Genomic DNA, 24253 nt, shown 5'->3' with positions numbered 1-24253 from the left:
GACACCGGCTTCGACCTGCCCGTCGCCGACGAGTATCACCGCAAACACGCCATCATCGAACAGGTCTTCGCCGACCTCAACAACTCCGCCCTCGCACACTTCCCCTCCGGCCGCTTCCCCGCCAACCAGGCCTGGCTCGCCCTGGCCTGCCTCACCCACAACCTGCTCCGCGCCACCGGCTGCCTGACCAGCGCCTTTCACGCCAAAGCCCGCACCGCAACCCTGCGCCGGCACCTCATCGCCATCCCCGCCCGCATCACCCGCACCGCCCGCCGCATCACCCTGCGACTACCCACCAACTGGCCCTGGCAACACCACTACCAGGCACTCTTCACCGCAACCCACCCAACAACCTGACCACCCCACCCCCACAACAGACCACAGTGGACACACCGGATGCGAGGCCGGCGATCCACCCTGCCCACCAGCAAAAACACAACACCAACACCATCGCCGAGATCAACACCCAAACCCACCGGTGGATCCAGGTTGAGTGTCCCAATTCCTTCATGGACACGGGGTCGTACCCGGTTGCGAAGCTTGATCAACAGAGGTTTGAGGGCATGCCCCTGAACCCGGTGCAACTCTGCGACTTTGCCGGGCTTCCCTACGCTCAAGGTAGGGAAGGAGGCCTTCACGGACTTTCCTGGCTGAGGTCGAATCGCTCACGGCAACAGAAAACGGGCCCGGGAGTCGCCTCCCGGGCCCGCTTCGTTCATTCAGTGGCGTGAGCCGACTGGCAGGTTCACATGGTGTGGAACTTCTTGCCGGTCAGGGTGCCCACGAAACGCTGGAACATGCTCAGCGGCGACGAGTCGACGTTCGCCAGAGCCGGAACCTGCGCGGTCGGCATCGCCGGGGTGCTGTTCACGACGGGCAGGGTGCCCGTGGTGGGCAGCTGCACCGGCAGCTTGCCGTCGGTCGGCAGCTGGCCGACCGGGAGGTTGCCCGCGGCGGGCAGGTCCATCGGCAGGTTGCCGAGGGCGGGCAGCTGGCCGACGGGCAGCTTGCCGACGGCGGGCAGCTGGCCCACCGGCAGCTTGCCGACGGCGGGCAGCTGACCGACCGGCAGGTTGCCGGCGGCGGGCAGCGACGGAAGCTGCGCGAGCTTCGGAGCGTCCGCACGAGCGGCGTCACCGGGCAGCGCCGGGGTCTTCGGCAGGGCCGGGACACCGGGCAGCGACGGGGCACCGGGCAGACCCGGGGTGCCGGGCAGCTCGGGCAGGTCGGACTTCGGCAGCTGGGCCGGGATGGTCCGGAGCTGCTTCAGCGCGGTCAGGCCGGCCATCTGCACCGGGAGGGTGCCCACCTGGGGACCGTCGGCGCGGGCGCCACCGAGCTCCGGGGTGGTCGGCAGGGCGCCGGCACCGTTCAGCGACGGAACGGCCGGGGCACCGAAGGGCAGCGCGGGCAGCGCGTCGATCGGCATCTCCGAACCGACCGAGTCGGTGAAGGCGCGGGTGTACTCCTCCTCGTTGATCACGGTGGAGTCTTCCGAGTTCTCGTCCGCGATCGCCAGGATCGGGATTTCGAGCTCGTTCAGCGGCACCACGAACACGAACGGGTGGTGGAAGTTGAAGCCCGAGAGGGCCTCTCCACTGCCGTCGGTGATGCTGTCGCCGCCGGCCTGGCCGGTGACCATGCTGTCCGCGGTGGTCGTGGAGACGCCGCCGGCCGCCGCGATGGCGTCGCCGAACACCTCCGGAACGGCCGCGACCGGGACGTCGAGGATGTCGCCCGACAGCGATCCGTCGAGACCCGAGGTCTCGACGTCTCCGCCCGAAGTGGCGTCGACGGTGTCGGTGCCTTCGGCGGTCGCGATGCCCGCGGCCGAGACGGCGTCGTGCGTGATGGGCACGATCGGCAGCGCCTGCACGCCGATGATGTTGCCCGCGACCGCACCGTTGTCACCGTTGGTGGTGGCGTCGCCGCCCGCCGCCGACATGACGTCGTTGATGCTGTTGCCCTTGGCGATACCCGCACCGGCGACACCGAGGCCGGTCACCGGGACGGCGCCACCGATCGGCGTCTGGACGATGTTGCCCGCCAGCGCGCCTTCTTCACCGTTGGCGGTGGCGTCGCCACCGGCCGACGAGTCGGTCAGGTTCGAGCCCTCGCCCGACGCGATTCCGCCGAGCACCGCAGCGAAGTTGTGCGCCTGGACCGGCAGGGAGACCGGGCCGTAGACCAGGTTGCCCGCACCCGCGCCACCGTCACCGGTCGCGTGGACGTCGCCGCCCGCGTTGGAGGTGGTGTCACCGTCGGCGGCACCGTGGCCCTGACCGATGAACGCGCCACCGATCCCGAACGCCTGCACCGGCAGCGAAACCGGCACGGTGCCCAGGTTGGAGCTCAGGAAACCGTTGTCGTCGTTGGTGTTTCCACCGCCGCCGCCGGAGATGACCTTGGTCTCGTCGGCGGTGCCGGAGCCCTGGCCGATGAAGGAGCCACCGACGCCGAAGATCTCGACCGGGCCCGCGACCGGGACCTGGACGACGTTGCCCGAACCGGACGAGTCGTCGCCCGTGGTGCCGTCGTACCCGCCGGCGGTCACGGTCTTCGTCTCGGTCGCCTCGGCGACGGCCTGGCCGATGTGCGAGCCACCGACGCCGTAGACCTCGGGGGCCAGCGCGGCCTGGGTGTTGACGATGTTCCCGGCGAGGGTGGAGTCCTCACCGGTGGTGTGGCTGCCGTTGCCCGCGTTGGCGTCGACGGTGTTCTCGCACGACGTGGCGGAGGCGTTGCCGATGTAGGTGCCCGCGATGCAGGTCACCTCGACCGGGGCGGCCACGGCCGGGTCGACGATGTTGCCGCCACCCGCGGAGCCGTCGCCCTCGGAGCTGACGAACCCGCCGGCGTCGACGACGCTGGAGTGGCTGGTGCCGCCGTCCTTGCCGGTGTTCGCGAGGCCGATCCAGCTGGCGGCCACGCCGCCGACGTTCGCGACGTCCGCGGTCTGCGGCACGATCGCGTTACCCGCGAGGAACGAGTCCTCGCCTTCGGTCTCCACGTAGGTGGGAACGTTGGACCAGCCGGGCTTGGTGTCGCCGGCCGTCGCGTCCGCGGAGGAGCTGCTGTTGGAGTTCGCGAGCGAACCCCACGCGGCGGCCGCGTTGTCGTTGACCTTCACCGGCAGGGCGATCGGCACCGCGCCGACGTTGCCGCCGAGCGCGCTGTCGTCACCGTCGGTCTCGACCCAGCCGCCGGAGGTGGCGTCGGTCTCGGCCTCGTAGCCGGAGCTGTTGGCGTTGCCGATGATCCAGGACGCGGCGTTGCCGGTGACCTGGACCGGGGTGGCGAACTGACCGGCCACCACGTTGCCGGAGAGAGCGGAGCCCTCGCCGTCGGTGGTGATGTTGCCGGTCTCGGTGGTGCTCTGGCTGGCGGAGCCGCCGACCACGCGGCCGGTGCCACCGGCGAGCCCGCCGCCGTTGCCGGCGATCTGCACGGGCAGCGCCCAGTCGAGGGACACGACGTTCCCGGCGAGGCTGGAGTCCTCACCGGTGGTCTCGACGTCCTGGTTGTGCGACCAGGTCTGCTGGTGGTCTCCACCTTCGACCTCGGCGTCGCCGATCACGCCGATGGCGTTGTCGACGATCTGGATCGGGACGACGACGTCGCCCACGACCTTGTTGCCCTTGAGGATGTCGTCCGTGGTGGTGAATCCACCACCGGTCAGCCCACCGCTGACCTGACGGGCCGAGTCCTTGGCGGCCAGCGGCGCGGGGACGGCGCCCTTGCTGGAGAGCTGGGGCAGCCCCCCGCCGATGCCGTCGGTGCTGCCGCCGGGCGAGGAAGCCGAGTCGAGCGCGTCCGAGACGGGCTTGGTGACGGCCTTGGTGCTGACTTCACCCTCGTAGCCGGGGAGGTCGGCCTGGCCGAGGGGCGTGCCAACGGCGTTGTTGTCGATCTCGATGGGAACGGTGACGTTCGCGTCGAGGGGGGAGGCCGGGATGTCAGGGTTGACCTGTTCGTCAGCCGAGGCGATGCCGGTGCCCAGCATCAACAACCCACCCGTGACCAACGCGGTCTGGAGTCCGCGCTTTGCCCAGGATTGCATGGGGTTTGTCTCCTTCATTTCGGGTTTCCCTTTCGGGTTCAAGGAGGTGCCCTCGACGAATGTCGAGTGAGTGGCACCAGAGGGGGTGAAGCGATCGCGGGCGCAAGAAAGCGCACCGCCGTTTCGCGGGGGATCAGGAGCGGACGCGAAGCCAAGCCCGGAATCGGGAGGCGTAGGGCGCGTCGGCTACCCCGCGGAGGGAGGTGTTCAGTCGGGAGTGACGCCGGGCTGCGAGCCCGGGGTGAGCGGCATGTACCGCGTACCGGCCAGCGTGGTGCCGGCCAGCGAACGCTCGACGGCGGAGGCGACCCAGGCGGGAACGCCATGGGTCAGGCCGTCGAGGTGACCACCGGGGGCGGTGCCGCCGCCGGGGACAGTCGGGATGGACGGCGCGACGGGGAGCTGCGCCGGGGAAAGCGGACGCGGGAAGTCACCGCGGTGACCGTCACGCGAAGGAGAGTCCTCGTCCTGACCGGCGACGGCTCCGTACTGCTGGACGAACGCCGGCATCGGGAGAACGGTCTCGGTGGAAGCGGGGAACTGAGTCGTGGCCAGCTGGGCGAAGTCGGTGACCTGTTCGCCGGCACCGCCGGTCTCCAGCGGAGACCTCGGGTCGAGCGGAACGCCGCCGACCGGGAGCTCCGGGAGGAGGTCTCCGTGCCCGCGCGGGTCGAGGAGGTCCCAGACCTTGCGGCCGAAGTCCTGCGCCTCGGGCGTTCCGGCGAACGTCTCGTCCAGCACCTGGCGGGTGTCCTGCGGCTTGCGCACGATGTGCTCGACAGCCCCGAGGGTCCGCTCGGTGGGGGTGATCACCGCGTTGTCCGCGAAGTCGGTGACAGCGTCGCTGACGCGGGTGGACACTTCGTGCTCGTCGGCACGGATTTCGCCGCAGTGGTGCTTCGCGGAGGCAGGCTTGTCCTCGCCCGGCATCGACCACGTGGTGGCTTCCTGGTGACGGCTGCCGCACATCGCACCGGCCACGTCGCCCGCGAACTTCGAAGTACCGCGCGAAACGTCGGTCAGACCGGCCACGGTGGCGTCGGTGACCGGGGTGACGTTCGTTTCGGGAGTGGAGATCACCGGAGCGGAGGGAACGACGTCGGCGGCAGCGGAAGCGCCGGAAACGACCCAGGCGGCGGCTGAACCGGCGACGGCGCCGCCGAGCACGAACAGCGCACGCGAAGCGAGACGACCGAAGCGCGCCGCGCCCCGCCCCTCGTTCTTCGCCGCGTTCGTCACTCGGTCTCCTGCCGCATCGGTGTGCCGGTTCGTCGTTGCGGGACCGACATAAGCAAAGTCGGGAAGGCCCGCGCGACTTCGCAGCACCTTGATGGCACGATCGTGTGAAGAACACAAAGTGCAGTCCGGGATAACGTTCAGTGATCACGCCTGGCGAGACCCGGTTACTCGTGAGTCGATCATGCGACGGTGTGTCAAGCGTCGCTTCGGGCGAATCCACCCATGGCGCGTTGCCCGGAATGTTCAAGATCGTCGCCCCGGACCGATACGGTGAGCGCGTGAGCGAGCCCCAGCGCAAGCAGCCGGAATTCGACCCGGCGAACCCTTTCCTCTCCGAATCCGCCGAAGACGTCTCCAATCTGGTCCCGCGCGGGCTCCGGATCGGTGCGGCGCTGTCGTGGCGCTTCATCGTGGTGATCGCCGCGCTCTACGTCATCGTGTTCCTGATCGGCTACCTGTCGGTGGTCGTCATCCCGCTGTCGATCGCGCTGCTGCTCGCCGCGCTGCTCGCGCCCGCGGTCTCCAAGCTGATGACACTGAAGTTCCCGCGCGGACTCGCGGCCGGGATAGTGCTGATCGCCGGACTCGCGGTACTCGGCGGGTTGCTGACCTTCGTCGTCGCGCAGTTCTCCTCCGGCCTGCCGGAACTGCAGAAGCAGCTGACGGAGAGCCTCAACCAGATCAAGGTGTGGCTCATCGACGGCCCGCTGCATCTGCGCCAGGAGCAGATCCAGGAGTTCATCAACCAGGCGATCGGCTTCCTGCAGCACAACCAGTCGTCGATCACCACCACGGCGCTCACCACGGCGGGCGCCGTCGGCGAGATCGTCACCGGGTTCATCCTGACCCTTTTCATCCTCATCTTCTTCCTCTCCGGCGGCGACGGGATCTGGAAGTTCCTCGTCCGCGGCGTGCCCGGCCGGGTGCGCAACCGGGTCGACGTCGCCGGGCGGCGCGGGTTCGCCTCGCTGGTCAGCTACGTCCGCGCGACGGCGGCGGTGGCCGTGGTCGACGCGGTCGGCATCGGCGTCGGGCTGGCGATCGTCGGCGTACCGCTGGTGATCCCGCTGGCGACGCTGGTCTTCCTCGGCGCGTTCATCCCGATCATCGGCGCCGTGATCGCCGGCGCGGTCGCCGTGCTGATCGCGCTGGTGACGAAGGGCGTCGTCGGCGCGCTGATCGTGCTGGCCATCGTCATCGGCGTCATGCAGCTGGAGAGCCACGTGCTGCAGCCGATCCTGCTCGGCCGCGCGGTCAAACTGCATCCGCTCGCGGTGGTGCTCGCGATCACCGCGGGCCTGGTCACCGCCGGGATCGCGGGCGCGCTGCTCTCGGTGCCGCTGCTCGCGGTGCTCAACGCCGGTATCCGCTCGCTGCTGCACGAACACGATCCCGATCCGGCCGAGGTCGATGTCCTGAAGGATCAGGCGGCTCAGCCGAACGATTCCGGCTCGCCGGATGAAGAGGTCCAAGCCAAGCCGTGACCGAAACCCCGCTCTGGCGCGCCGTCTCGGCGTTGGGCACGCGGGACCCGGCCACTCCGCTGTGGCGCGGGGTGATCGTGCTTCGCGTGACAACGCTGCTCTTCGCGCTCGGCTCGTTCATCGTCCACTACGACGGCTACGCGAAACAGTGGCTGGCGTGGACCGCGTTCGGTGTGATGACGGCGTGGACGGTGGTCAGCGGCGTGCTCTACGCACGGCCGTCGAGCCGCTGGCCGTGGCTGGTCGGCTTCGATCTCGTGCTGACCGTCGTCCTCATGTTCACCTCGGCGTGGATTCTGTCGACCGCGCAGTTCGACGCCAACACGCCGCTCATCACGACGGTGTGGGCGGCGGTCCCGCCCGCGGCCGCCGGGACGCGGTTCGGCGCGCTCGGCGGGGTGCTCGCCGGGCTGGTGGTCTCGGTGGTCACCGGGCTGGTGCGCTGGCGGTTCGACGTCGACGTCGCGCGGGACGGCTTCCTGCTGACCGCGAGCGGGTTCGTGATCGGGCAGGCCGCGACCATGGCGCGGCGGTCCGCGGACGCGCTGACCAGGGCGTTGCGCATGGAGGCCGCGACGGCCGAACGGGAGCGGCTCGCCCGCTCGATCCACGACAGTGTCCTGCAGGTGCTCGCGCGGGTGCGCAAACGCGGCGCCGAGTTCGGCGGAGAAGCCGCGGAACTGGCGAAACTGGCGGGCGAACAGGAGATCGCGCTGCGCGCGCTGGTCACCACCGAGCCGACGCGGCCGAGCGCGAACGGCACCACCGACCTCCGGGCCGCGCTGCAGTTGCTCGCGACCCCGTCGGTGCAGGTCTCGACGCCGGCTGGCGAGGTCCAGCTGCCCGAGCACGTGACCGCGGAACTCGTGGCGGTGGCGCGCGAAGCGCTGTTGAACGTGGAGAAGCACGCCGGTCCCGAGGCGCACGCCTGGGTGCTGCTGGAGGACCTCGGCACCGAGGTCGTGATCAGCGTTCGTGACGACGGTCCCGGAATCGCACCCGGGGTGATGGAACGCGCGGCGGCCGAAGGACATCTAGGTATCGCGGAGTCCATCAAGGGCCGCGTGCGGGATCTGGGCGGAAGCGTCGCCCTCGACACCGCGCCGGGCCAGGGCACGGAATGGGAAGTCAAGGTTCCAGTCGCGGCGAGGGGAAAGCGATGACCGGTACGCCCGGAGTGTCGGTGATGGTGGTCGACGACCATCCGATGTGGCGGGACGGGGTCGCTCGCGACCTGACCGAGCACGGCTTCGACGTGCGGGCCACCGCGCCGGACGCGCCTGCCGCGGTGCGGATCGCGCGGACGGTCCGGCCGGACGTCGTGCTGATGGACCTGAACCTCGGCGAGACGTCGGGCGTTGACGCGACCCGCGAGATCACCACGGAACTGCCGTCGACCAAGGTGCTGGTCCTGTCGGCGAGCGGCGAGCACAGCGACGTCCTCGAGGCGGTCAAGGCCGGGGCGTCCGGTTACCTGGTCAAATCGGCCTCGGCGAGCGAACTGGTGGACGCGGTCAAGCGGACCGCCGCCGGTGATCCGGTGTTCACCGCCGGGCTCGCCGGACTCGTGCTCGGCGAATACCGCCGCATGGCCGACGCGCCCGACGACGGGCCCGCCCCGCCACGGCTGACCGAACGCGAGACCGACGTCCTGCGACTGGTCGCGAAAGGGATGACTGCGCGGCAGATCGCCGAGAAACTCGTGCTTTCGCATCGGACGGTGGAGAACCACGTCCAGTCGACGCTGCGGAAACTCCAGCTGCACAACCGCGTCGAACTCGCCCGCTACGCCATCGAGCACGGGCTCGACGAGGAGTAGTTCAGCCCTGGGCGACGGTCACCACCGACCGGTTCCGCTCGGCGGGCAACGGCGTCTTGACGACCGTCCAGTGTGGACGGTCCAGCCGCCAGCTCGCGACGACGTCGGTCGTGAGCACCAGAGCGTCGTCCTCGGTCCATTCGATCGCGGCTTGCTTGAGCGGGGTCGCGATCGGCATCGAGGGCGCCCGTGTCCAGGTCAGCGTGTCGAGGGCGAGCACCCAGACGTCGGCGGTCTGCGTCGCCGTCCCGGCCCAGGCCGGATCGCCGAACAGCACGGCGACCTTGTAGCCGTCCCGGCTCGGCACCACCGGCCCCGGCGTGCCGTTGGCCACCGGCCGTTCGACCGGCGTGCGCTGATCGTTGCGCAGGTCGAGCACGGAGAACTTGGTCAGCTCGGCGAGCAGCATCCGGTCTTTGGTGACCGCGAGCACCCGAGGGAACTGGTGCACGGCGCGGCCGGTGGCGGGGTCGATCAGGACGTCCTCGGCACTGGCGGTCCCGCTGTTCACCGTGATCAGCAGCCCCTTCGACACCTCTTGGCGCACCGCCGTCGTACAGCTAGCCGGACGCCCGCGGTCGCGTTCGACGCCGAGCAGGGAGACGTACTGGAGACGGCAGAGGTCGTTGCCGTCGTCACGGATCAGCCAGACGCCGGTTTCGTCGGCCGACGGGGCGACACTGCGCGCTTTCCCCAGCTTCCAGGGCTGATTCCTGGGATCCCCGTAGACGAGCACCTCGGACGGCTCCAGGCACGACGGCCCGCAGCGACCTGCCGACAACACGACCGGGAACTTGCCGACCCGGACGACGTCGTTGACCCTGTCCCCGTCCGGAGCGCCAGGAAGCGGAGTGGTGACGCCAGTGGCGGGATCGAGTATCGAAGGCGGCGAAGTCGCCATGACGAGCCGGAAACCGCTGTAGTCCACCGGTTCGCCTTCGATGCGCGACGGCGGTGGGGTCGTCGGCGCCGAAGGAGGCTGCGGAGGCTGGGCGTCGACGGTACAACCCGACAGCAGCAGGACAGCCGCCATCAGGGCGGCACAGGGGAGAAATGCGGGTCTGTTCAGGGTATTTCCCCGATCTCGCGCGTGAGATCCGGTTCTACCATTCCAGGCATGGGCGAGGAAGAGCAGTCGACGACCGAGACCAAGCCGTTGAGCGGACGGGACATCCGGGTTTCGGACGCGGAACGCGAACACGTCGTCGAAGTACTGCAGAAGGCGATCGGCCTCGGGATGCTGAACCTCGACGAGTTCACCGAGCGGACCGACCGCGCCCTCGCGTCCAAGACCCGCGGTGAGCTGAACGCGGTGCTCACGGATCTGCCCGGCCTGGTGCATCCCGAAGCGGGAATGATGCCGCGTCAGCAGCAGAATCCGTGGGTGCCGCCGCAACAGCAGTACGCCTACGGGTCGCCGTCCGGGCAGGCCATGGAACTCAACGGCAAGTACTCGGCGTTGCAGCGCAACGGGAACTGGCTGGTCCCGGAGTCGATGGTGATCCGGAACAAGTACGGCGCCACGAAACTGGACTTCTCCCATGCGGAGATCCGGTTCCCGGTGGTGTACATCGAATTGCAGGTCAAATGGGGTTCGGTGGAGATCACCATCCCCGAAGACGGTGCCGTCGACACCAACTCGATCACCGACATCAAGTTCGGCAGCCTCGACGACCGGACCCGCTCGAACGGCCGCCCCGGCACGACCCGGTTCGTCATCACCGGGCGCGTGCACGGGGGCGCGCTGATCATCAAGTACCCGCGGCGGGGCTTCTTCGGCTGAGGTTTCAGGCTCCGACCGGGCGCACGTGCCGCAGGTGCCTGACCACGAAGTACGCGACCGCCGCCAGCACCAGCGCGGCCAGCCCGGACACCGCGTGCATCCCGGTGGCGAAGGCGTCGTGCGCGGGGACGGCGTCGGCGAGCTGGGCCTGGGTGACGGCGTTGCCCAGCGTCCCGACGGTCGCGATGCCCAGCGCGTAGCCGAACTCGTTGCCGGTCTGCGACAGCGAGGCCGCCGAACCGGCCTTCTCCGGCGGCACGGAGCCGACGACCAGATCCGTGCCGAGGGTGACCAGCGGGCCGCCGCACAGACAGGTGATGGCGAAGGCGATCGACGGGATCACCGGACCGGCGCCCGCCTCGACCTGCGTCAGCAGCAGGAATCCGGCGATCGCACCCGCCAGCCCACCGGCGATCAGGGTCGCGGGACGGAAGCGACGGGCGAGGATCGGCGCGGTCAGGAAGCTGACGGTCGACGCGAGCATGCCCGGCAGCAGCGCCAGCGCGGCGCCGACCGGTGAAAGCTCCAGGACGAGCTGGAAGAACTGCGCGACGAACAGCATCGTCGTGCCGCCCAGCATGGTGAACGCGCACATCCCGCCCAGCGCCGTCGTGAACGCGCGACTGCGGAAGAGCTTCAGGTCGATCAGCGGGTCGGCGAGCGTCCGCTGACGGCGCACGAAGACCACGCCGAAACCGAGGCCGATCAGGAGCGAGGCCACCGGGACCACGTGCACGCCTTCGCGGGCGAGTTCCTTGATGCCGTAGACCGCGGGCAGGATCGTGACCAGCGAGAGCACGACACTCGGCAGATCGATGCGGCCGGCATTCTCGTTGCGGTACTCCGGCAGGAACTTGGGTCCGACGACGAGCAGCAGGACCATCGCGGGCACGCCGAGCAGGAACACCGAACCCCACCAGAAGTGCTCCAGCAGCACGCCGCCGACCATCGGGCCGACGATCGCGCCGACGGTGAAGCAGCCCGCCCAGATACCGATCGCGAGCGAACGCTGGCGGCTGTCGAGGAACAGGTTGCTGATCAGGGCGAGCGTCGACGGCGCCAACGTCGCACCGGCGATACCGAGGATCGCGCGGGCACCGATGAGCATCAGCGCGCTGGTCGAGAAGGCGGCCAGGACGGACGCCAGTCCGAACGCGGTGGCGCCGATCAGCAGCAGTCTCCGGCGGCCGATGCGGTCGCCGAGGGTCCCCATGGTGACCATGAAGCCGGCGATCATGAAGCCGTAGACGTCCATGATCCACAGCTGCTGGGTGCTGTCGGCGCCGAGGCTCTGGCTGAGCTTCGGCAGCGCGAGGATCAGCACGAAGACGTCGAGGGAGACCAGGAAGGTGGGCAGGGCCAGTACGGCCAGCCCGACCCACTCCCGGCGTCCCGCCCGCGTCGGGGTCATGGTGGTCGTCATGGTCGGAGTCCTTTCGTCGCTTTGGCTGTCTTCACCAAGGCGTCGAAGCCGTGGACCGGATTTCGACACGCTCCCCGAAACTTTCCCGACCGGGGGAGCAAGGGACCTTTGCTATCGCTTCGCGGTCACCGCGCGAGCCTCGACCGGATCCGCCGCGGCCAGTGCGGCCTCGGCGAGCGCCTCGCACTCGGCCAGCGTCGTGGCGGCCAGGCTCGCGCCGACCGCGCGTACGGCGGGCGCGTTCATCGACAGGCTGGTCAGGCCGAGTCCGGCCAGTACCAGCGCGAGCCGCGGATCGGCGGCGGCCTCACCGCAGACTCCGGCGGGCTTGCCGGTGTCCTTGGCTGCCTGGCCGATGACCTTGAGCAGGCGCAGCAGCCCGGGCTGCCAGGGGTCGTTGAGCTTGGCGACCGCGCCGAGCTGGCGATCGGCGGCGAAGGTGTACTGCGCGAGGTCGTTGGTGCCGACGGAGACGAAGTCGACCGCGTCGAGGATCTCGCGGGCGGTCAGCGCGGCGGCCGGGATCTCGATCATCACCCCCGCACGGGCGATACCGGCGGCACGGACCCGCTCGGCGAACCAGGCGGCCTCGGCGGCGGTGGCGACCATCGGCGCCATCACCGAAACCTCGGCCCCGGAGTCCTGTGCGGCACCCGCGATGGCTTCGAGCTGGCGGTCGAGGATCTCGGGCCGATCGAACGCGACGCGCAGGCCGCGTACGCCGAGCGCCGGGTTGGGCTCGGCTTCGGGCTCCAGGAAGGCGAGAGGCTTGTCGGCGCCCGCGTCGAGCGTGCGGACGATGACCGGCTTGCCGCGGAACGGCGAGAGCACGGCGGTGTAGGCCTTGCGCTGCTCTTCGACACTCGGCTCGGCGGAGGCGTCGAGATAGCAGAACTCGGTGCGGAACAGCCCCACGCCTTCGGCCCCGGCTTCGGCCGCGGCCTGGGCGTCGGTGGCGGAACCGACGTTGCCGAGCACCTTCACGCGGTGGCCGTCGGCGGTGGCTCCGGTGCCATTCCAGTCGATCGCGCCGACCTTGACGGCCGCGACGACCTCGGCGCTCGGGTCGGCGAGCTCGACCACACCGGTGTCACCGTCCACCGCAAGCGCTTGCGCGTCGAGGGCGAGGATCCCGCGCACCGCGACGACGGCCGGAATGCCGAGGGCGCGGGCGAGGATGGCGGTATGACTGGTGGGGCCGCCCTCCTCGGTGACGAGCGCGAGCACCTTGTCCGGATCGAGGCCCGCGGTGTCGGCGGGAGCGAGGTCACGCGCGACGAGCACACTCGGCGAAACCAGCTCAGGAACGCCAGGAGGCGCGATACCGAGCAGTTCGGCGACGAGCCTGTCGCGCACATCGCGGACGTCTCGGGCACGCTCGGCCATGTAGCCGCCCGCGGCCGCGAGCGCTTCGGCGAACTTCTCCGCCGCCTCGTGCACCGCACGCGGGGCGGGCAGGTTCTGGGTCTTGACCAGTGTCTCCGCCGAGGAGACGAGAGCCGGGTCCGCGGCCATGGCCGCGGTGGTGATCAGGATCGTCGCGGCTTCGCCGGTCGCGGTCTCGGCCAGCTTCTCGAGCCGGGCCGCCACGATCTGCGCGGCCGGTTCGATCCGGGCGGCCTCGGCGGCGGGATCGGCGGGCGCCGGTGTGTTCGCGGGTTCGCCGAGGGGTTCGGCGACTCGGACGACAGGACCGCTCGCGCGGCCGGGACTGACGGCGACCCCGGTCAGTGACTCAGACGGCATGGTCTAGACCATATCTCATAGGCGGCGTGACCTGGCTCATAGCTGACAGCACAACACAGAAGAAGACATCATTCCAGTTCGGACGCCTTCGGATAGGAGGGCTGAGCGCCTTGCCGCGTCACAGTGATCGCGGCGACCTTCACCGCCCTACGCGCCGCGTCAGCCAGCTCCTCCCCCTTCGCGAGCGATGTGGCGAGCGCACCCGCGAAGGCGTCCCCGGCACCCGTAGTGTCCACGGCTTCGACCTTCGGCGAGGACACCTCGACCACCCCGTCCGCGGTCACCACCGCCGCACCCTTCGCGCCGAGCGTCACGACGGCGGCCTTCGGACCGAGGTCGAGAAGCTTGGGGAAATCGGTTTCGCCGCCGAGAAGGAAAGCGGCCTCGTGCTCGTTGACCAGCAGGACGTCGAGATTCTGAAGCGTCTTCGCGGAAAGCTCGGCCGCCGGCGACAGGTTCAGCAGCGTCCGAACCCCGGCCTCGGCCGCCTTCGCGACGGCGTGCTCGACGGTCTCGAGTGGAATCTCGAGCGACAACACCACGATCTCGGCGCCATCGAGGTCGATGTCCTCAGGCCGCAAACTGGAATTGGCGCCCGGCGAGACGAGGATCGAGTTCTCGCCGTCGGGCGTCACGGTGATGTACGCGATACCGGTCGGACGCTCGCTGGTGCGCAACGGCCCCGTGTTCACCCCAGACTCGGCCAGCGACCGCTTGAGCAGCTCGCCGTACGGGTCGTCGCCGACCGCCCCGAGCAGCGCGACGTCGGCCCCGAGCCGAGCCGCGGCGACCGCGGTATTGGCCCCTTTGCCACCCGGCGACAAGATCGTGTCGCCACCGAGTACGGTTTCGCCACCCGCAGGTCGCCGGTCGACCGGCACGACAAGATCGGCGTTGGCGGAACCGATGACCAGTACCTGAGAAGTCATGGAGGAAACGATCCCATGACCAGCTGTTGTCCGGCGATGTCCCCACCGTCGGCGAAGATGTGAAGAACTTTGTAACTTTCCCGGTGCCTGGTGCGACAATCAGGCGAGCAGCGGAACGCCGTCACTCTTTCGGGGGATAACCTTCCCTCGGACGTCACTTCGGCGATCACCCCCGCTCTTCAGGTGCGTTGCCGCGTTCACGCGGTGACGTTGCCCCGATCCCGGCGCGAGCCGAGGTCAGGGCATCGGGTCGCCGGCGTCGATCACGTAGCCCCCCGAGTGATCGGCGCCGGCGGCGCCCCGCTTCGTCGGGCGCCGCACTCAGGACGCAACCGTGTTCCGCGGGATTCCCCGGTACTCGCTCAGCTTGTCCGGCCGGATCATCGTCATCGCGGCCCGGATCTCGGCGAACGCGGCGTCACTGAATGCCTCGGGAATCCGGTAGCCGTTCACGACCGGCGGAAGCAGACGGCCGTCGAGGTTCGCCCCGATCTCCCATAGCCCTTTCAGCGGTCGATGACGCTTCGCGAAATCCTCGTCGAGGGGGAAGAAGTCGATCATCCGCAAGATGCGTTTGCCATCAGTGACTGTGGTCAGCCGAAGCTCGCGGAGGTCTTCCCAGCCGACCTCGAAGGTCGCCTTGTCGCGACGGAACCAGCGGATTCCTTCGACCGACACAGTGAACGTGGTGCACCAGTTCGACTTTTTCCATCGCGCCGGAGTGCAGAACCACAGCCAGGCGGGAGAGAGGAGTCCGATCGCCGCGATCGTGAGAGTCGCTTCGCGGAGCTCCGTTCCGCGTCCCGCGGTGAAGCCTACGATCCCGCAGATGACGGCGACGACGAAGATCAACCCGAAAATGCGCCAGAACTTGGCGGACGACCAATCGTCGGGCGTGACCGTCCTCGAGGCCGTCGCAGGAAGGCCGGCAGGAGCCGCCACGCCACCCAGCGGACGAACTGCCGAGAGAGAAAGCGGGAGCGGCGCAGGCGGCTCCTCGACAGGTTTCCGGAAACGCTTGTTCCGTCGCCAGTGGGCGAACAGGCCCAACCCCACGACCCCGACGACCGGAGGTACGACGCTCCACCACGGAACGTCGCGCTTGAAATCCCGGGCGTAGTATTTTCCGAGTTCTTTGACGCGGACCGATTGACCGATATCGGCCGGTGTCAGCTCGTCAGGGAACGACCGTGCCGTCACCACTTTTTCACTGAACCGGGATGAATACGGGCGAACCTCGATGTCGCAAACCCAGTAGTAGCCGATCCCGGCGATGCTTAGCGGCCCTGTCTCCTCGCAAGTCTTCACCGTCGCCATATCGGCCGACCCGCCCGTTCCCTCCTCACCGTGGGACACCATCCCGCGGCCGATCAGGGTCCAGCAGATCAGCGCGTAGAGGAGCACACCGACGGCGACGCCGACCACCTTCCACGGGGATCTGCGCGTGACAGTGGGAACTGCTTCGTACCCGGTTATCAGAAGGCCGTTACTCACTGGAGCGACCCGGATATCCGTTGCGTGCCAGGTTGCTCGAAAATCGGCTCCTGCTCGGCAGTGCGCCTGGAGCCGACTGCTCCGTTTGTCTTCTCTGGCGGCTTCGGTTCACCAGTGGCGTTGATGGTGGTCTCTCGCCGGTCGCGCGTCTTGTCTTCCGACGCGCTCTTGACCACCTCCTTCACGGCCGTCTTTCCTGCTTCCTTCACCACTTCCCAGAACGCCCCCATTCCCGCACCCTCGAACACGTCGCCCTTCTTGAGGAGGTCGCCGACGTTCTTGTAGAAGTCCATCAACATGGACTTCGCGCGCATGAGGACGCGCATCAGCTTCTCGGCCCAGGTCATGGCTTCGGTGCTTTTTTCGATCGCGAAGGGAACGCCCTCCGCCGCCAAAGCGGCAGGGTAGGCAGGCGGCGGATACCTGGCGATGATCATGACGATTTTCGCCAGGGTGTCGGTGATCAGGTCGCGAATAATTGTTCGCACCACTGAGAGCACTGTCTTGCAGATGTTGATGATGTTCCCGGCGCGCTCGGCAAGCCGTACGATTTCCCGGTACCCGTTGAGCTGCTTTTGCACATAGGCGCGGTACGCGTCGGCTCCGGCGCCCGACCAGTCCATGCAGTTCTTTTGCACCTCATCGGTCAACTCTTCGGCCGTCGTCTTGACGTATTTGCCGACCTCCAGCCATTTCTGCACCTCGAGATCAAGTGCGTCTTGGTCGCCGGAAACCCAGTTCAGAGGTTCCTTCAAGAAGTCGACGTGCTCGATGATCCAACCGAAACCCCAGCTCATCAGAGTTTCCAGAGGGTTCTTGATCACATCGACGATATCCGGGACCGCTCCCGCCAGGCTGAGGAGTCCCTCCGTCCAATCACCGTTCGCGAGCTTTTCGATACCGCCCGCCAAATCTTGGATCGCGCCCGCGCCTTCCAGCGCGTTGTCCACCTTGTATTTCTCGGCGTCCGTTTCGTTCTTGGCGCTCTTGAGGACGTCGTTCTCAGCCACGTTCCACCTGCTCTGCCCGTTTCAGAAGATCCACCGCGTCCTGGTCGGTCACCCGGCGTACTTCGGCCCACTTCCGCACCGCGGCGACATGGTGCTCGCCTGCCGAGATCGCGGACTGCAGAGCCTCGCGCACGTTCTCCGAAAGGTTGTTGCAGATCAACGGCATCCCGCACATGTTGCCGATCAGTCCGAAGGCCAACATGTCCACACGATCTCTGTCCGCGTCGAGCGCGGTCCGCAAATGCTCGTGCGTCTGCTCCACTTGTTTGGCGTGTTCGTCGATCTGGTCCGGGTTTACGTCGAAACCCTGACCTGCCTGCGGCTGCCCCATGATTCCCCTCCCTCAAGTACCTGCTCAGCGCAGGAAGTCGCCACCGGTGAAGTAGTCGTCCTCGTGGTCCGTCTGCTGCCTGCGCGCCGCCCGAGGCGGGGCAGGAGGAGCCGGGGGCGCGGGCGGCTTGGGGGCAGGCGGGGGTGGCGGGGCGTCGAGTTCGTCCTCGGCGACGAAACGATCGTCCTCGTCCACGTCCTGGTGACCGCCCTCGACGAAGCCTGTCGGCTCGGGCTCCGGGTACTCGTTGTGCAGCTGGTTGACCAGCTCGTTCATGGTCTCGGTGCCCGCGATCGACGGGACGCCGGTCTGCACCGCGCTCGCCAGCTTGCTCTGCGCGCTTTGGACGACGCGGAGGATCTCCTGCGCGAGCGCCGGGTTGTCCCGCACCGACGGGCCGATCTCCAGGCCGACCAGGTTCCCGGCGTGGTTGACCTTGACCGAGATCTGGCCGTCCTTGCTGCGTCCGGACACGGAGACGCTTTCGATCTCGGTCCGCATCTGATTCGCCTTTCGCTGGGCATCGGCCAGCTTGGCCTCGAAATCAGCGAAGAGCTGCTCAGGGTTCGACACGCGAACCTCCCCTGTTCACGTCGTAGCCGTTCGGCGACCGAGTGTGGCATACGCGTCTGACATCGGGGAACGTTTCGCGCGCATCCGCACCCCGGTCGTGTGGATCACCACAGCGGACCCCGGTTTTCCCTACCGGACATGGCGGGCAACCTGGTGTTCGCGCAGGTCAGCGGGCCATAGCGTGCCGGTTATGACGATTTCGGACTGGAAACGCGCGATCTACGCGCTTCTCGCACTTCCGGCTTATCTCGGTGGCGCGAAGGCGCAGCGTGGGCTCGCGCGGCGCTGGCTCGGGCAGACGGGCGGGGCTCGATCGCGATTCGTGGCCGCTTTCGGTCCGAGCGTGCTCGCGTTCCTTCTCGCGTTGCTGCTCTTCTATCTCGTCGGGCGCATCGCGACCTACGGTCTGTTCTGGACGGGAAGCGACCCGGAGGGCACGTGGGGTGGTCCGACGCTGGCAGGGGCGTGGATCGTGCACTTCTTCGTCGCGCTCGGGATGGCGGTGCCGATTTTCCTGGCGCTCCGGCCACTCACCAGGCTCCAGGCTCGCCTTCTGGGCTGATCCCCGGTATCGATGCGCTGGCCACCTAGAATGCCCGGATGAGCAACCCCAGCCGCAGGGGTCGCGAGCGGGCTGCGACCGATCAGGACATCCGCCGGACGGCGCGGGCGCTTCTGGTCGAGCAGGGCCCGGAGGCCGTGACGCTGCGGGCGATCGCGCGTGAGCTCGGCATCACGGCGCCGGCGTTGTACCGCTACTACGGCTCACGCGACGATCTGGTCGAGCATCTGCGGGCGGACGTGGTCGCGGATCTCGCGGCCGAGCTCGCCGAGGACATCGCGCAGCTGCCGGACGAGGGCGCGCTGCAGCTTTTCGCCATCTGCAAGGGATTTCGGCGGTGGGCGCTGACGCACACCAAAGAGTTCACGCTGGTCTTCGCGTCGCCGGCGGGAGACGCGGGGAACAGGCTGGACGAGCCGTTCGGGAAGATCTTCCTCGCCGCGGCGGGGCGGGTCCTCGCGATGCACGATCTGGTGACGCCGTCGAACGACGTCGTTCCCGCCGAGCTCCGCGACGACCTCACGTCGTTCCGGGCGGAATTGCTGGCCGTGCTGGAGGAATCCGGCGCGACGTTCCCGTTGGAGAAGCTCGACCTCGGCGTGACGTACCTGATGATCCAGTTCTGGGCCCGGCTCTACGGGCACGTCACGCTCGAGGTCTTCGGCAATTATCCGATCCCGTTCTCGAAACCGGACGTCCTCTTCGACGCGATGCTGGCCGATCTCGCGCGCGAGATCGGCCTGTCGATCGACTAGGCCGCGTGCCCGCCGTCGACCGAAACGGTCGTCGCGGTCACGTACTTGCTTTCCGGCCGGGCCAGGAACGACACGGTGGCGGCGACCTCCGACGGCGAGCCGTAGCGGTCGAAAACCGTCATGCTCCGCTGGTCGGCGGCGTACGGGCCGTCGGCCGGGTTCATGTCGGTGTCGGTCGGGCCGGGGTGGACGATGTTCACCGTGATCCCGCGCGGGCCGAGTTCCCTGGCCAGGCCCTTGGTCAGGCCGAGCAGCGCGGTCTTGCTCACCGCGTACAGCGACATTCCCGGCCCGGGCACACGATCCGACACGCAGCTGCCGATGGTGATCACGCGCCCGCCCTCACCGAGGTGCCGGGCCGCGGCCTGCGTGGCCACGTAGACACCGCGGACGTTGACCGCCAGCACGCGATCGATGTCCTCCAGGCTCGTCTGGTCGAGCGGCCCGACGAAACCGACGCCCGCGTTGTTGACCAGTACGTCGAGCCTGCCGAACTCGGCGACCGTCGTCTCGACCGCGGCGGCCACGGCCGCGGCGTCGGCGCTGTCGGCCTGGATCGCCAGCGCACGACGGCCGAGTGCCTTGATCTCGTCCACGACGCCCGCCGCGAGTTCGGCGTTGTTCTGATAGGTGAGTGCGATGTCGGCGCCGTCCTCGGCGAGCCGGATCGCCGTGGCGGCACCGATCCCGCGGCTGCCGCCGGTCACCAATGCCACCTTGCCGTCGAGGGTCATGGGGTGTTCTCCGTTCGATTTCGTTGTCCTTGAACAACTCCATCGAATCGCCTCATGACCCTCGACGCTGGCGCAAATCCGCCACGGCGCTACAGCACGATGTTGACCAGACGTCCCGGTACGACGATCACCTTGCGCGGCGTGCCGTCGCCGACCAGGGCGGCGATCTTCTCGTCGGCCAGCGCCGCCGCCTCCACGGCGTTCTTGTCCGCGTCGGCGGCCACGGTGATCCGCGAGCGCACCTTGCCGTTGACCTGGATCGGGTACTCCACGGTGTCCTCGACCAGGTACTTCTCGTCGACGACGGGGAACGGCCCGTGCACCAGGGAATCCGCGTGGCCCAGGCGCTTCCACAGCTCCTCGGCCAGGTGCGGGGCCAGCGGCGCCAGCATCAGCACCAGCGGCTCCACCAGTTCACGCGGCGTCGCTTCGGCCGAACCGTAGGTCTTGGTGACGTAGTTGTTCAGCTCGATCAGCTTCGCGCCCGCGGTGTTGAACCGCAGTTCCGCGTAATCCTCACGGACACCGGCGATCGTCTTGTGCAGCTGCTTGCGGTCCTCGTCCTTCGCGTCCACATTGGACACCCGCAGTTCGCCGGTTTCCTCGTTGACGACCAGCCGCCACAGCCGCTGCAGGAACCGGTGCGCGCCGACGACGTCCTTGGTCGCCCACGGCCGCGAAACGTCCAGCGGGCCCATCGACATCTCGTAGAACCGGAAGGTGTCGGCACCGTAGTCGGCGGACATCTGGTCAGGCGTGACGACATTCTTCAGGCTCTTGCCCATCTTGCCGTATTCCTGCTTGACCTCTTCGTCCCCGAAGAAGAACTTGCCGTCGCGCTCCTCGACCTGGTCGGCCTGGACGTAGACGCCGCGGGAATCGGTGTAGGCGTAAGCCTGGACGTAGCCCTGGTTGAACAGCTTCCGGTACGGCTCCTTGGACGAGACGTGGCCCAGGTCGAACAGCACCTTGTGCCAGAACCGCGAGTACAGCAGGTGCAGCACGGCGTGTTCGACACCGCCGACGTACAGGTCCGTGCCGCCCGGGTCGTCGACGCCGTGCTCGGCGGGACGCGGGCCGACCCAGTACTCCTCGTTCTCCGGCGCGACGAACACGTCCGGGTTGGTCGGGTCCAGGTACCGCAGCTGGTACCAGCAGGAGCCCGCCCAGTTCGGCATGGTGTTGATGTCACGGCGGTAGGTCTTCTTGCCGTCGCCCAGGTCCAGTTCGACCTCGACCCAGTCCGTGGCACGCGCCAGCGGCGAGGACGGCGTGCTGTCCTTGTCCTCCGGATCGAAGGTCACCGGCGAGTAGTCGGCGACCTCGGGCAGTTCGACCGGCAGCATGCTGTCCGGCAGCGCGTGGACCTGACCGTCCTCGTCGTAGACCACCGGGAACGGCTCGCCCCAGTAGCGCTGGCGCGAGAACAGCCAGTCGCGCAGCTTGTACTGGACGGTGCCGCGGCCGTGGCCGTGCTCCTCCAGCCAGCCGATCATCGTCTTCTTGGCCTCGTCGACGCCCATGCCGTCCAAGAACCCCGAATTGATCGCGGGCCCGTCGCCGGTGAACGCCTTGCCGTCGAAACCGTCCGTCGGCTGGACGGTGCGGATGATCTCCAGGCCGAACTTCTCGGCGAACTCCCAGTCACGGGTGTCCTGACCGGGGACGGCCATGATCGCGCCGGTGCCGTAGCCCATCAGGACGTAGTCGGCGACGAAGATCGGGATTTCCTTGCCATCGGCCGGATTCACCGCGTAGGAGCCGGTGAAGACGCCGGTCTTCTCCTTGTTCTCCTGACGGTCCAATTCGGACTTCCGCGAAGCGGCGGTCCGGTAGGCGGCGATGGCTTCGGCCGGGGTGGCGGCCTCACCGGTCCAGCGGGCGTCGACGCCTTCCGGCCACGTCGCGGCGGTCAGCTCGTCGACCAGCGGATGCTCGGGGGCGACCACCAGATACGTGGCGCCGAACAGGGTGTCCGGGCGGGTGGTGAAGACCTCGATCTTCCGCTCGCCGGAAGCGAACGAGACGCGCGCGCCGTGCGAGCGGCCGATCCAGTTGCGCTGCATGGACTTGACCTTTTCGGGCCAGTCCAGCAGGTCCAGGTCGTCGACCAGGCGGTCGGCGTAGGCGGTGATGCGCATCATCCACTGCCGCAGACTGCGCCGGAACACCGGGAAATTGCCGCGTTCGCTGCGGCCGTCGGCGGTGACCTCTTCGTTGGACAGCACCGTGCCCAGCCCCGGGCACCAGTTCACCGGCGCCTCGGAGATGTAGACCAGCCGGTGTGAGTCGATGATCTCCAGCTGTTCGGCGCGGGTCAGCTCGCACCAGTTGCGGCCGTCCGGCGTGCGGCGTTTGTCCTGCGCGTACTCGGTCTCCAGCTCGACGATGGGCCGGGCCTTACCGGCCTTCTCGTCGTACCAGGAGTTGAAGATCTGCAGGAAGATCCACTGCGTCCACTTGTAGTAGTCCGGGTCGATCGTGGAGATCCGGCGACGCTCGTCATGCCCCAGGCCCAGCCGCCGGATCTGGCGCAGGTAGGTCTGCATGTTCTCTTCGGTCGTCTTGCGCGGGTGCTGACCCGTCTGGACCGCGTACTGCTCCGCCGGCAGACCGAAGGCGTCGAAGCCCATCGTGTGCAGCACGTTCCGGCCGATCATGCGGTGGTACCGCGCGAAGACGTCGGTCGCGATGAAGCCCAGCGGGTGCCCGACGTGCAGGCCCGCGCCCGAGGGGTAGGGGAACATGTCCTGGACGAACAGCTTGTCCGAGGGGACGGACGAGCCACTGTCGCCCTCGTCCGCGAGCGGGCCGACCGGGTTCGGGGCGTGGTAGGTGCCGTGGTCGGACCAGTAGTCCTGCCAACGCTGCTCGATCTGGCCCGCCAGCTCCGCGGTATAGCGGTGCTGAGGGGCCGAGTCGGCGCCTTCGCTCGCCTGGTTCATCGCCGAAATCCTCCGTGCTCATCCACGTCAAGCCACTCCAGAAACAACTCGACCCCTCAGCCCGGAGGGCATGAGGGGTCGCCGCGCTGTTCCCGGCCGATCGGCCGAGTTCAGCGCGGCAGGCTAAGGAGCAGCCGAGCCGTGTCCATGTACCCAGTTTAACGCGCTGGTCAAAGCCGTTCCGAGGGGACCGCCAGAGCGATGAACTGGGTCACTTGCGTCGCCGAGAAGTTGTTGTCGCTGACCAGCACCAGACTGCGCTCCCCGGTGGGCAGGCGCGGACCCCAGGTCATCCCCTCGACGTTGTCCACTGTGGACAACTTGAAGTCGGCGAGGTCGGCGAGCAGGCGCTTCTTGACCGGTTTGACGTTCTTGGCGTCGGCCGGCGAAGGCGTCTTCGCGATGTTCGTAGCGCCCTTCGTGTCGATCTCGTAGATGCGGATCTTGTTGCCGACACCGGTGACGAACGCGCGCTCCATGACGAGGTAGCGCGTCGGGTCGGCCTGGTCGACGGCCAACAGCGACGAGACACCGGTGGTCGCGAACGCGCCGGGCGGGTTCGGCGCCGCGAAGACCTTCTCCTGCGGGTACGCGTACTGCGCGAGCACCGGACCGAAACGCGACTGCAGGGTGATGCGGGAAAGGGCGCCCGATGTGGTGGTCGGCTCCGGACCGTCCTGCAGGAGCGGCCCCTCGACCGAACTGGCCACGAGCGAGCCGAAGCCGGCGAAGGTGAGGCCTTCGAGGACGAGGTTCTGCCGTGGCCCGGCGGTCGCGGCCATCTTCTCGTTGTCGGGAATCGGCAGGTCACGGACGTACGAGCCGTCGCGTTTCGCCTCTCGGATCGACGGATCGATCAGCGCGGCGGCGGAGCGCTCGCCCTCCTGCGACCAGAGGTAGTGGCCGGTCCACGGGTCGACACGGAGTTCCTCGGGGTCGATCGTCCGCATGTTCTGCGGCCGCGTCTGGTCGTTCTTCGCGAGCGGCGGGTACGGCGTGCCGTCGGGGCGCAGGAGCGGCTTCGTGCCAGTGAAGGTGACCGGACCGAGCCCCTTGGCGTCGAGGGAGAACTTCGCCGTGTAGAACCGGGCCGGGTTGATCGCGGACCGGTCGTCGCAGATCAGCGCGTACTCGCCGGTGCGGGGGTCGTAGTCGATGCTGGACAGGCCGCCGACGACGGTGCCCTCGTAGGGCAGGGCGTTCGGGACGGTCTGTTCACCGATCAACCGCAACGGACGGTGCTCGGCTTGCGCGGCGGGGGCCGCCATCAGGGTGAGGGGAACGGCCCCGATCAGGGCGACGGTAAGAACTCGGCGTGACATGGCCTGTAGCACAGTCGATCAGGGTATCCGGCAGGTTGCCGGAA

Annotated in this window: 20 protein-coding genes; 7 read left to right on the top strand and 13 right to left on the bottom strand. The window is 68.3% G+C overall.

Features of this window, described 5'->3' with window-relative positions; all coding sequences use genetic code 11:
• A partial coding sequence (locus ACZ7KI_RS20230; RefSeq protein ID WP_470274631.1) for a transposase occupies positions 1-357 on the top strand: 357 nt, incomplete at its 5' end.
• A gap of 388 nt (positions 358-745) precedes the next feature.
• Here ACZ7KI_RS20230 and ACZ7KI_RS20225 read toward each other — a convergent pair.
• Together ACZ7KI_RS20225 and ACZ7KI_RS20220 are read right to left on the bottom strand one after the other, a co-directional pair.
• Positions 746-4060, bottom strand: a complete 3315-nt coding sequence (locus ACZ7KI_RS20225) for a beta strand repeat-containing protein (RefSeq protein ID WP_470274630.1) — start codon at positions 4058-4060, stop codon at positions 746-748.
• A gap of 207 nt (positions 4061-4267) precedes the next feature.
• Positions 4268-5299 carry a hypothetical protein gene (locus ACZ7KI_RS20220; protein ID WP_470274629.1) on the bottom strand — a complete coding sequence of 344 codons (1032 nt, stop codon included), beginning with the start codon at positions 5297-5299 and terminating at the stop codon, positions 4268-4270.
• A gap of 278 nt (positions 5300-5577) precedes the next feature.
• Here ACZ7KI_RS20220 and ACZ7KI_RS20215 point away from each other — a divergent pair, with 278 nt between their 5' ends.
• Genes ACZ7KI_RS20215 through ACZ7KI_RS20205 form a run of 3 tightly spaced genes read left to right on the top strand, consistent with a single transcriptional unit; the run spans position 5578 to position 8602 of the window.
• Positions 5578-6783 carry an AI-2E family transporter gene (locus ACZ7KI_RS20215; RefSeq protein WP_470274628.1) on the top strand — a complete coding sequence of 402 codons (1206 nt, stop codon included), beginning with the start codon at positions 5578-5580 and terminating at the stop codon, positions 6781-6783.
• Positions 6780-7946, top strand: a complete 1167-nt coding sequence (gene macS / locus ACZ7KI_RS20210) for a MacS family sensor histidine kinase (protein WP_470274627.1) — start codon at positions 6780-6782, stop codon at positions 7944-7946. Before ACZ7KI_RS20215 ends, macS begins: the two co-directional genes overlap by 4 nt.
• Positions 7943-8602 carry a response regulator gene (locus tag ACZ7KI_RS20205; protein ID WP_470274626.1) on the top strand — a complete coding sequence of 220 codons (660 nt, stop codon included), beginning with the start codon at positions 7943-7945 and terminating at the stop codon, positions 8600-8602. The genes macS and ACZ7KI_RS20205 overlap by 4 nt, the downstream gene beginning before the upstream one ends.
• A gap of 1 nt (position 8603) precedes the next feature.
• Here the strand turns inward: ACZ7KI_RS20205 and ACZ7KI_RS20200 are convergent, their stop codons facing one another.
• The gene (locus ACZ7KI_RS20200; protein WP_470274625.1) at positions 8604-9635 is read right to left on the bottom strand and encodes a hypothetical protein; all 1032 of its coding nucleotides are present in this window, start codon (positions 9633-9635) and stop codon (positions 8604-8606) included.
• Positions 9636-9719: 84 nt separating this feature from the next.
• Here ACZ7KI_RS20200 and ACZ7KI_RS20195 point away from each other — a divergent pair, with 84 nt between their 5' ends.
• Positions 9720-10385, top strand: a complete 666-nt coding sequence (locus ACZ7KI_RS20195) for a DUF1707 SHOCT-like domain-containing protein (RefSeq protein WP_470274624.1) — start codon at positions 9720-9722, stop codon at positions 10383-10385.
• A gap of 4 nt (positions 10386-10389) precedes the next feature.
• Here the strand turns inward: ACZ7KI_RS20195 and ACZ7KI_RS20190 are convergent, their stop codons facing one another.
• From ACZ7KI_RS20190 to ACZ7KI_RS20160, 7 genes are all read right to left on the bottom strand, one after another.
• On the bottom strand, positions 10390-11808 hold the full coding sequence (locus ACZ7KI_RS20190) for an MFS transporter (protein ID WP_470274623.1): 1419 nt from the start codon (positions 11806-11808) through the stop codon (positions 10390-10392).
• A gap of 111 nt (positions 11809-11919) precedes the next feature.
• On the bottom strand, positions 11920-13554 hold the full coding sequence (gene ptsP, locus ACZ7KI_RS20185) for a phosphoenolpyruvate--protein phosphotransferase (protein WP_470274622.1): 1635 nt from the start codon (positions 13552-13554) through the stop codon (positions 11920-11922).
• A gap of 68 nt (positions 13555-13622) precedes the next feature.
• Complete coding sequence (locus ACZ7KI_RS20180) at positions 13623-14483, bottom strand: ribokinase (protein ID WP_470274621.1); 861 nt, start codon at positions 14481-14483, stop codon at positions 13623-13625.
• Between the two features lie 321 nt (positions 14484-14804).
• Complete coding sequence (locus tag ACZ7KI_RS20175; RefSeq protein WP_470274647.1) at positions 14805-15887, bottom strand: DUF6346 domain-containing protein; 1083 nt, start codon at positions 15885-15887, stop codon at positions 14805-14807.
• An 86-nt stretch (positions 15888-15973) separates the two neighbouring features.
• On the bottom strand, positions 15974-16987 hold the full coding sequence (locus tag ACZ7KI_RS20170) for a hypothetical protein (RefSeq protein ID WP_470274620.1): 1014 nt from the start codon (positions 16985-16987) through the stop codon (positions 15974-15976).
• The gene (locus tag ACZ7KI_RS20165) at positions 16980-17318 is read right to left on the bottom strand and encodes a hypothetical protein (RefSeq protein WP_037308575.1); all 339 of its coding nucleotides are present in this window, start codon (positions 17316-17318) and stop codon (positions 16980-16982) included. Before ACZ7KI_RS20165 ends, ACZ7KI_RS20170 begins: the two co-directional genes overlap by 8 nt.
• 24 nt (positions 17319-17342) lie before the next feature.
• On the bottom strand, positions 17343-17891 hold the full coding sequence (locus ACZ7KI_RS20160; RefSeq protein WP_470274619.1) for a YbaB/EbfC family nucleoid-associated protein: 549 nt from the start codon (positions 17889-17891) through the stop codon (positions 17343-17345).
• 190 nt (positions 17892-18081) lie between these two features.
• On the opposite strand from ACZ7KI_RS20160, the gene ACZ7KI_RS20155 reads away from it, so the two are divergent.
• Both ACZ7KI_RS20155 and ACZ7KI_RS20150 read left to right on the top strand, forming a co-directional pair.
• Complete coding sequence (locus ACZ7KI_RS20155) at positions 18082-18453, top strand: hypothetical protein (protein WP_470274618.1); 372 nt, start codon at positions 18082-18084, stop codon at positions 18451-18453.
• Positions 18454-18491: 38 nt separating this feature from the next.
• The gene (locus ACZ7KI_RS20150) at positions 18492-19208 is read left to right on the top strand and encodes a TetR/AcrR family transcriptional regulator (RefSeq protein WP_470274617.1); all 717 of its coding nucleotides are present in this window, start codon (positions 18492-18494) and stop codon (positions 19206-19208) included.
• On the opposite strand, the gene ACZ7KI_RS20145 is transcribed toward ACZ7KI_RS20150, so the two are convergent.
• The 3 genes from ACZ7KI_RS20145 to ACZ7KI_RS20135 form a co-directional block, all read right to left on the bottom strand.
• Complete coding sequence (locus ACZ7KI_RS20145) at positions 19205-19942, bottom strand: SDR family oxidoreductase (protein WP_470274616.1); 738 nt, start codon at positions 19940-19942, stop codon at positions 19205-19207. The genes ACZ7KI_RS20150 and ACZ7KI_RS20145 overlap by 4 nt on opposite strands.
• An 89-nt stretch (positions 19943-20031) precedes the next feature.
• Complete coding sequence (leuS, locus tag ACZ7KI_RS20140; RefSeq protein WP_470274615.1) at positions 20032-22887, bottom strand: leucine--tRNA ligase; 2856 nt, start codon at positions 22885-22887, stop codon at positions 20032-20034.
• A 170-nt stretch (positions 22888-23057) separates the two neighbouring features.
• Entirely contained in the window at positions 23058-24209 is a 1152-nt protein-coding gene (locus ACZ7KI_RS20135; protein ID WP_470274614.1) for an esterase-like activity of phytase family protein, read from the bottom strand.
• Between the last annotated feature and the right edge of the window lie 44 nt (positions 24210-24253).

The organism is Amycolatopsis sp. NPDC039088, from assembly GCF_055598845.1.
The sequence above is the reverse complement of the archived record's forward strand: the minus strand, read 5'-3'. Positions and strand labels throughout refer to the sequence as shown.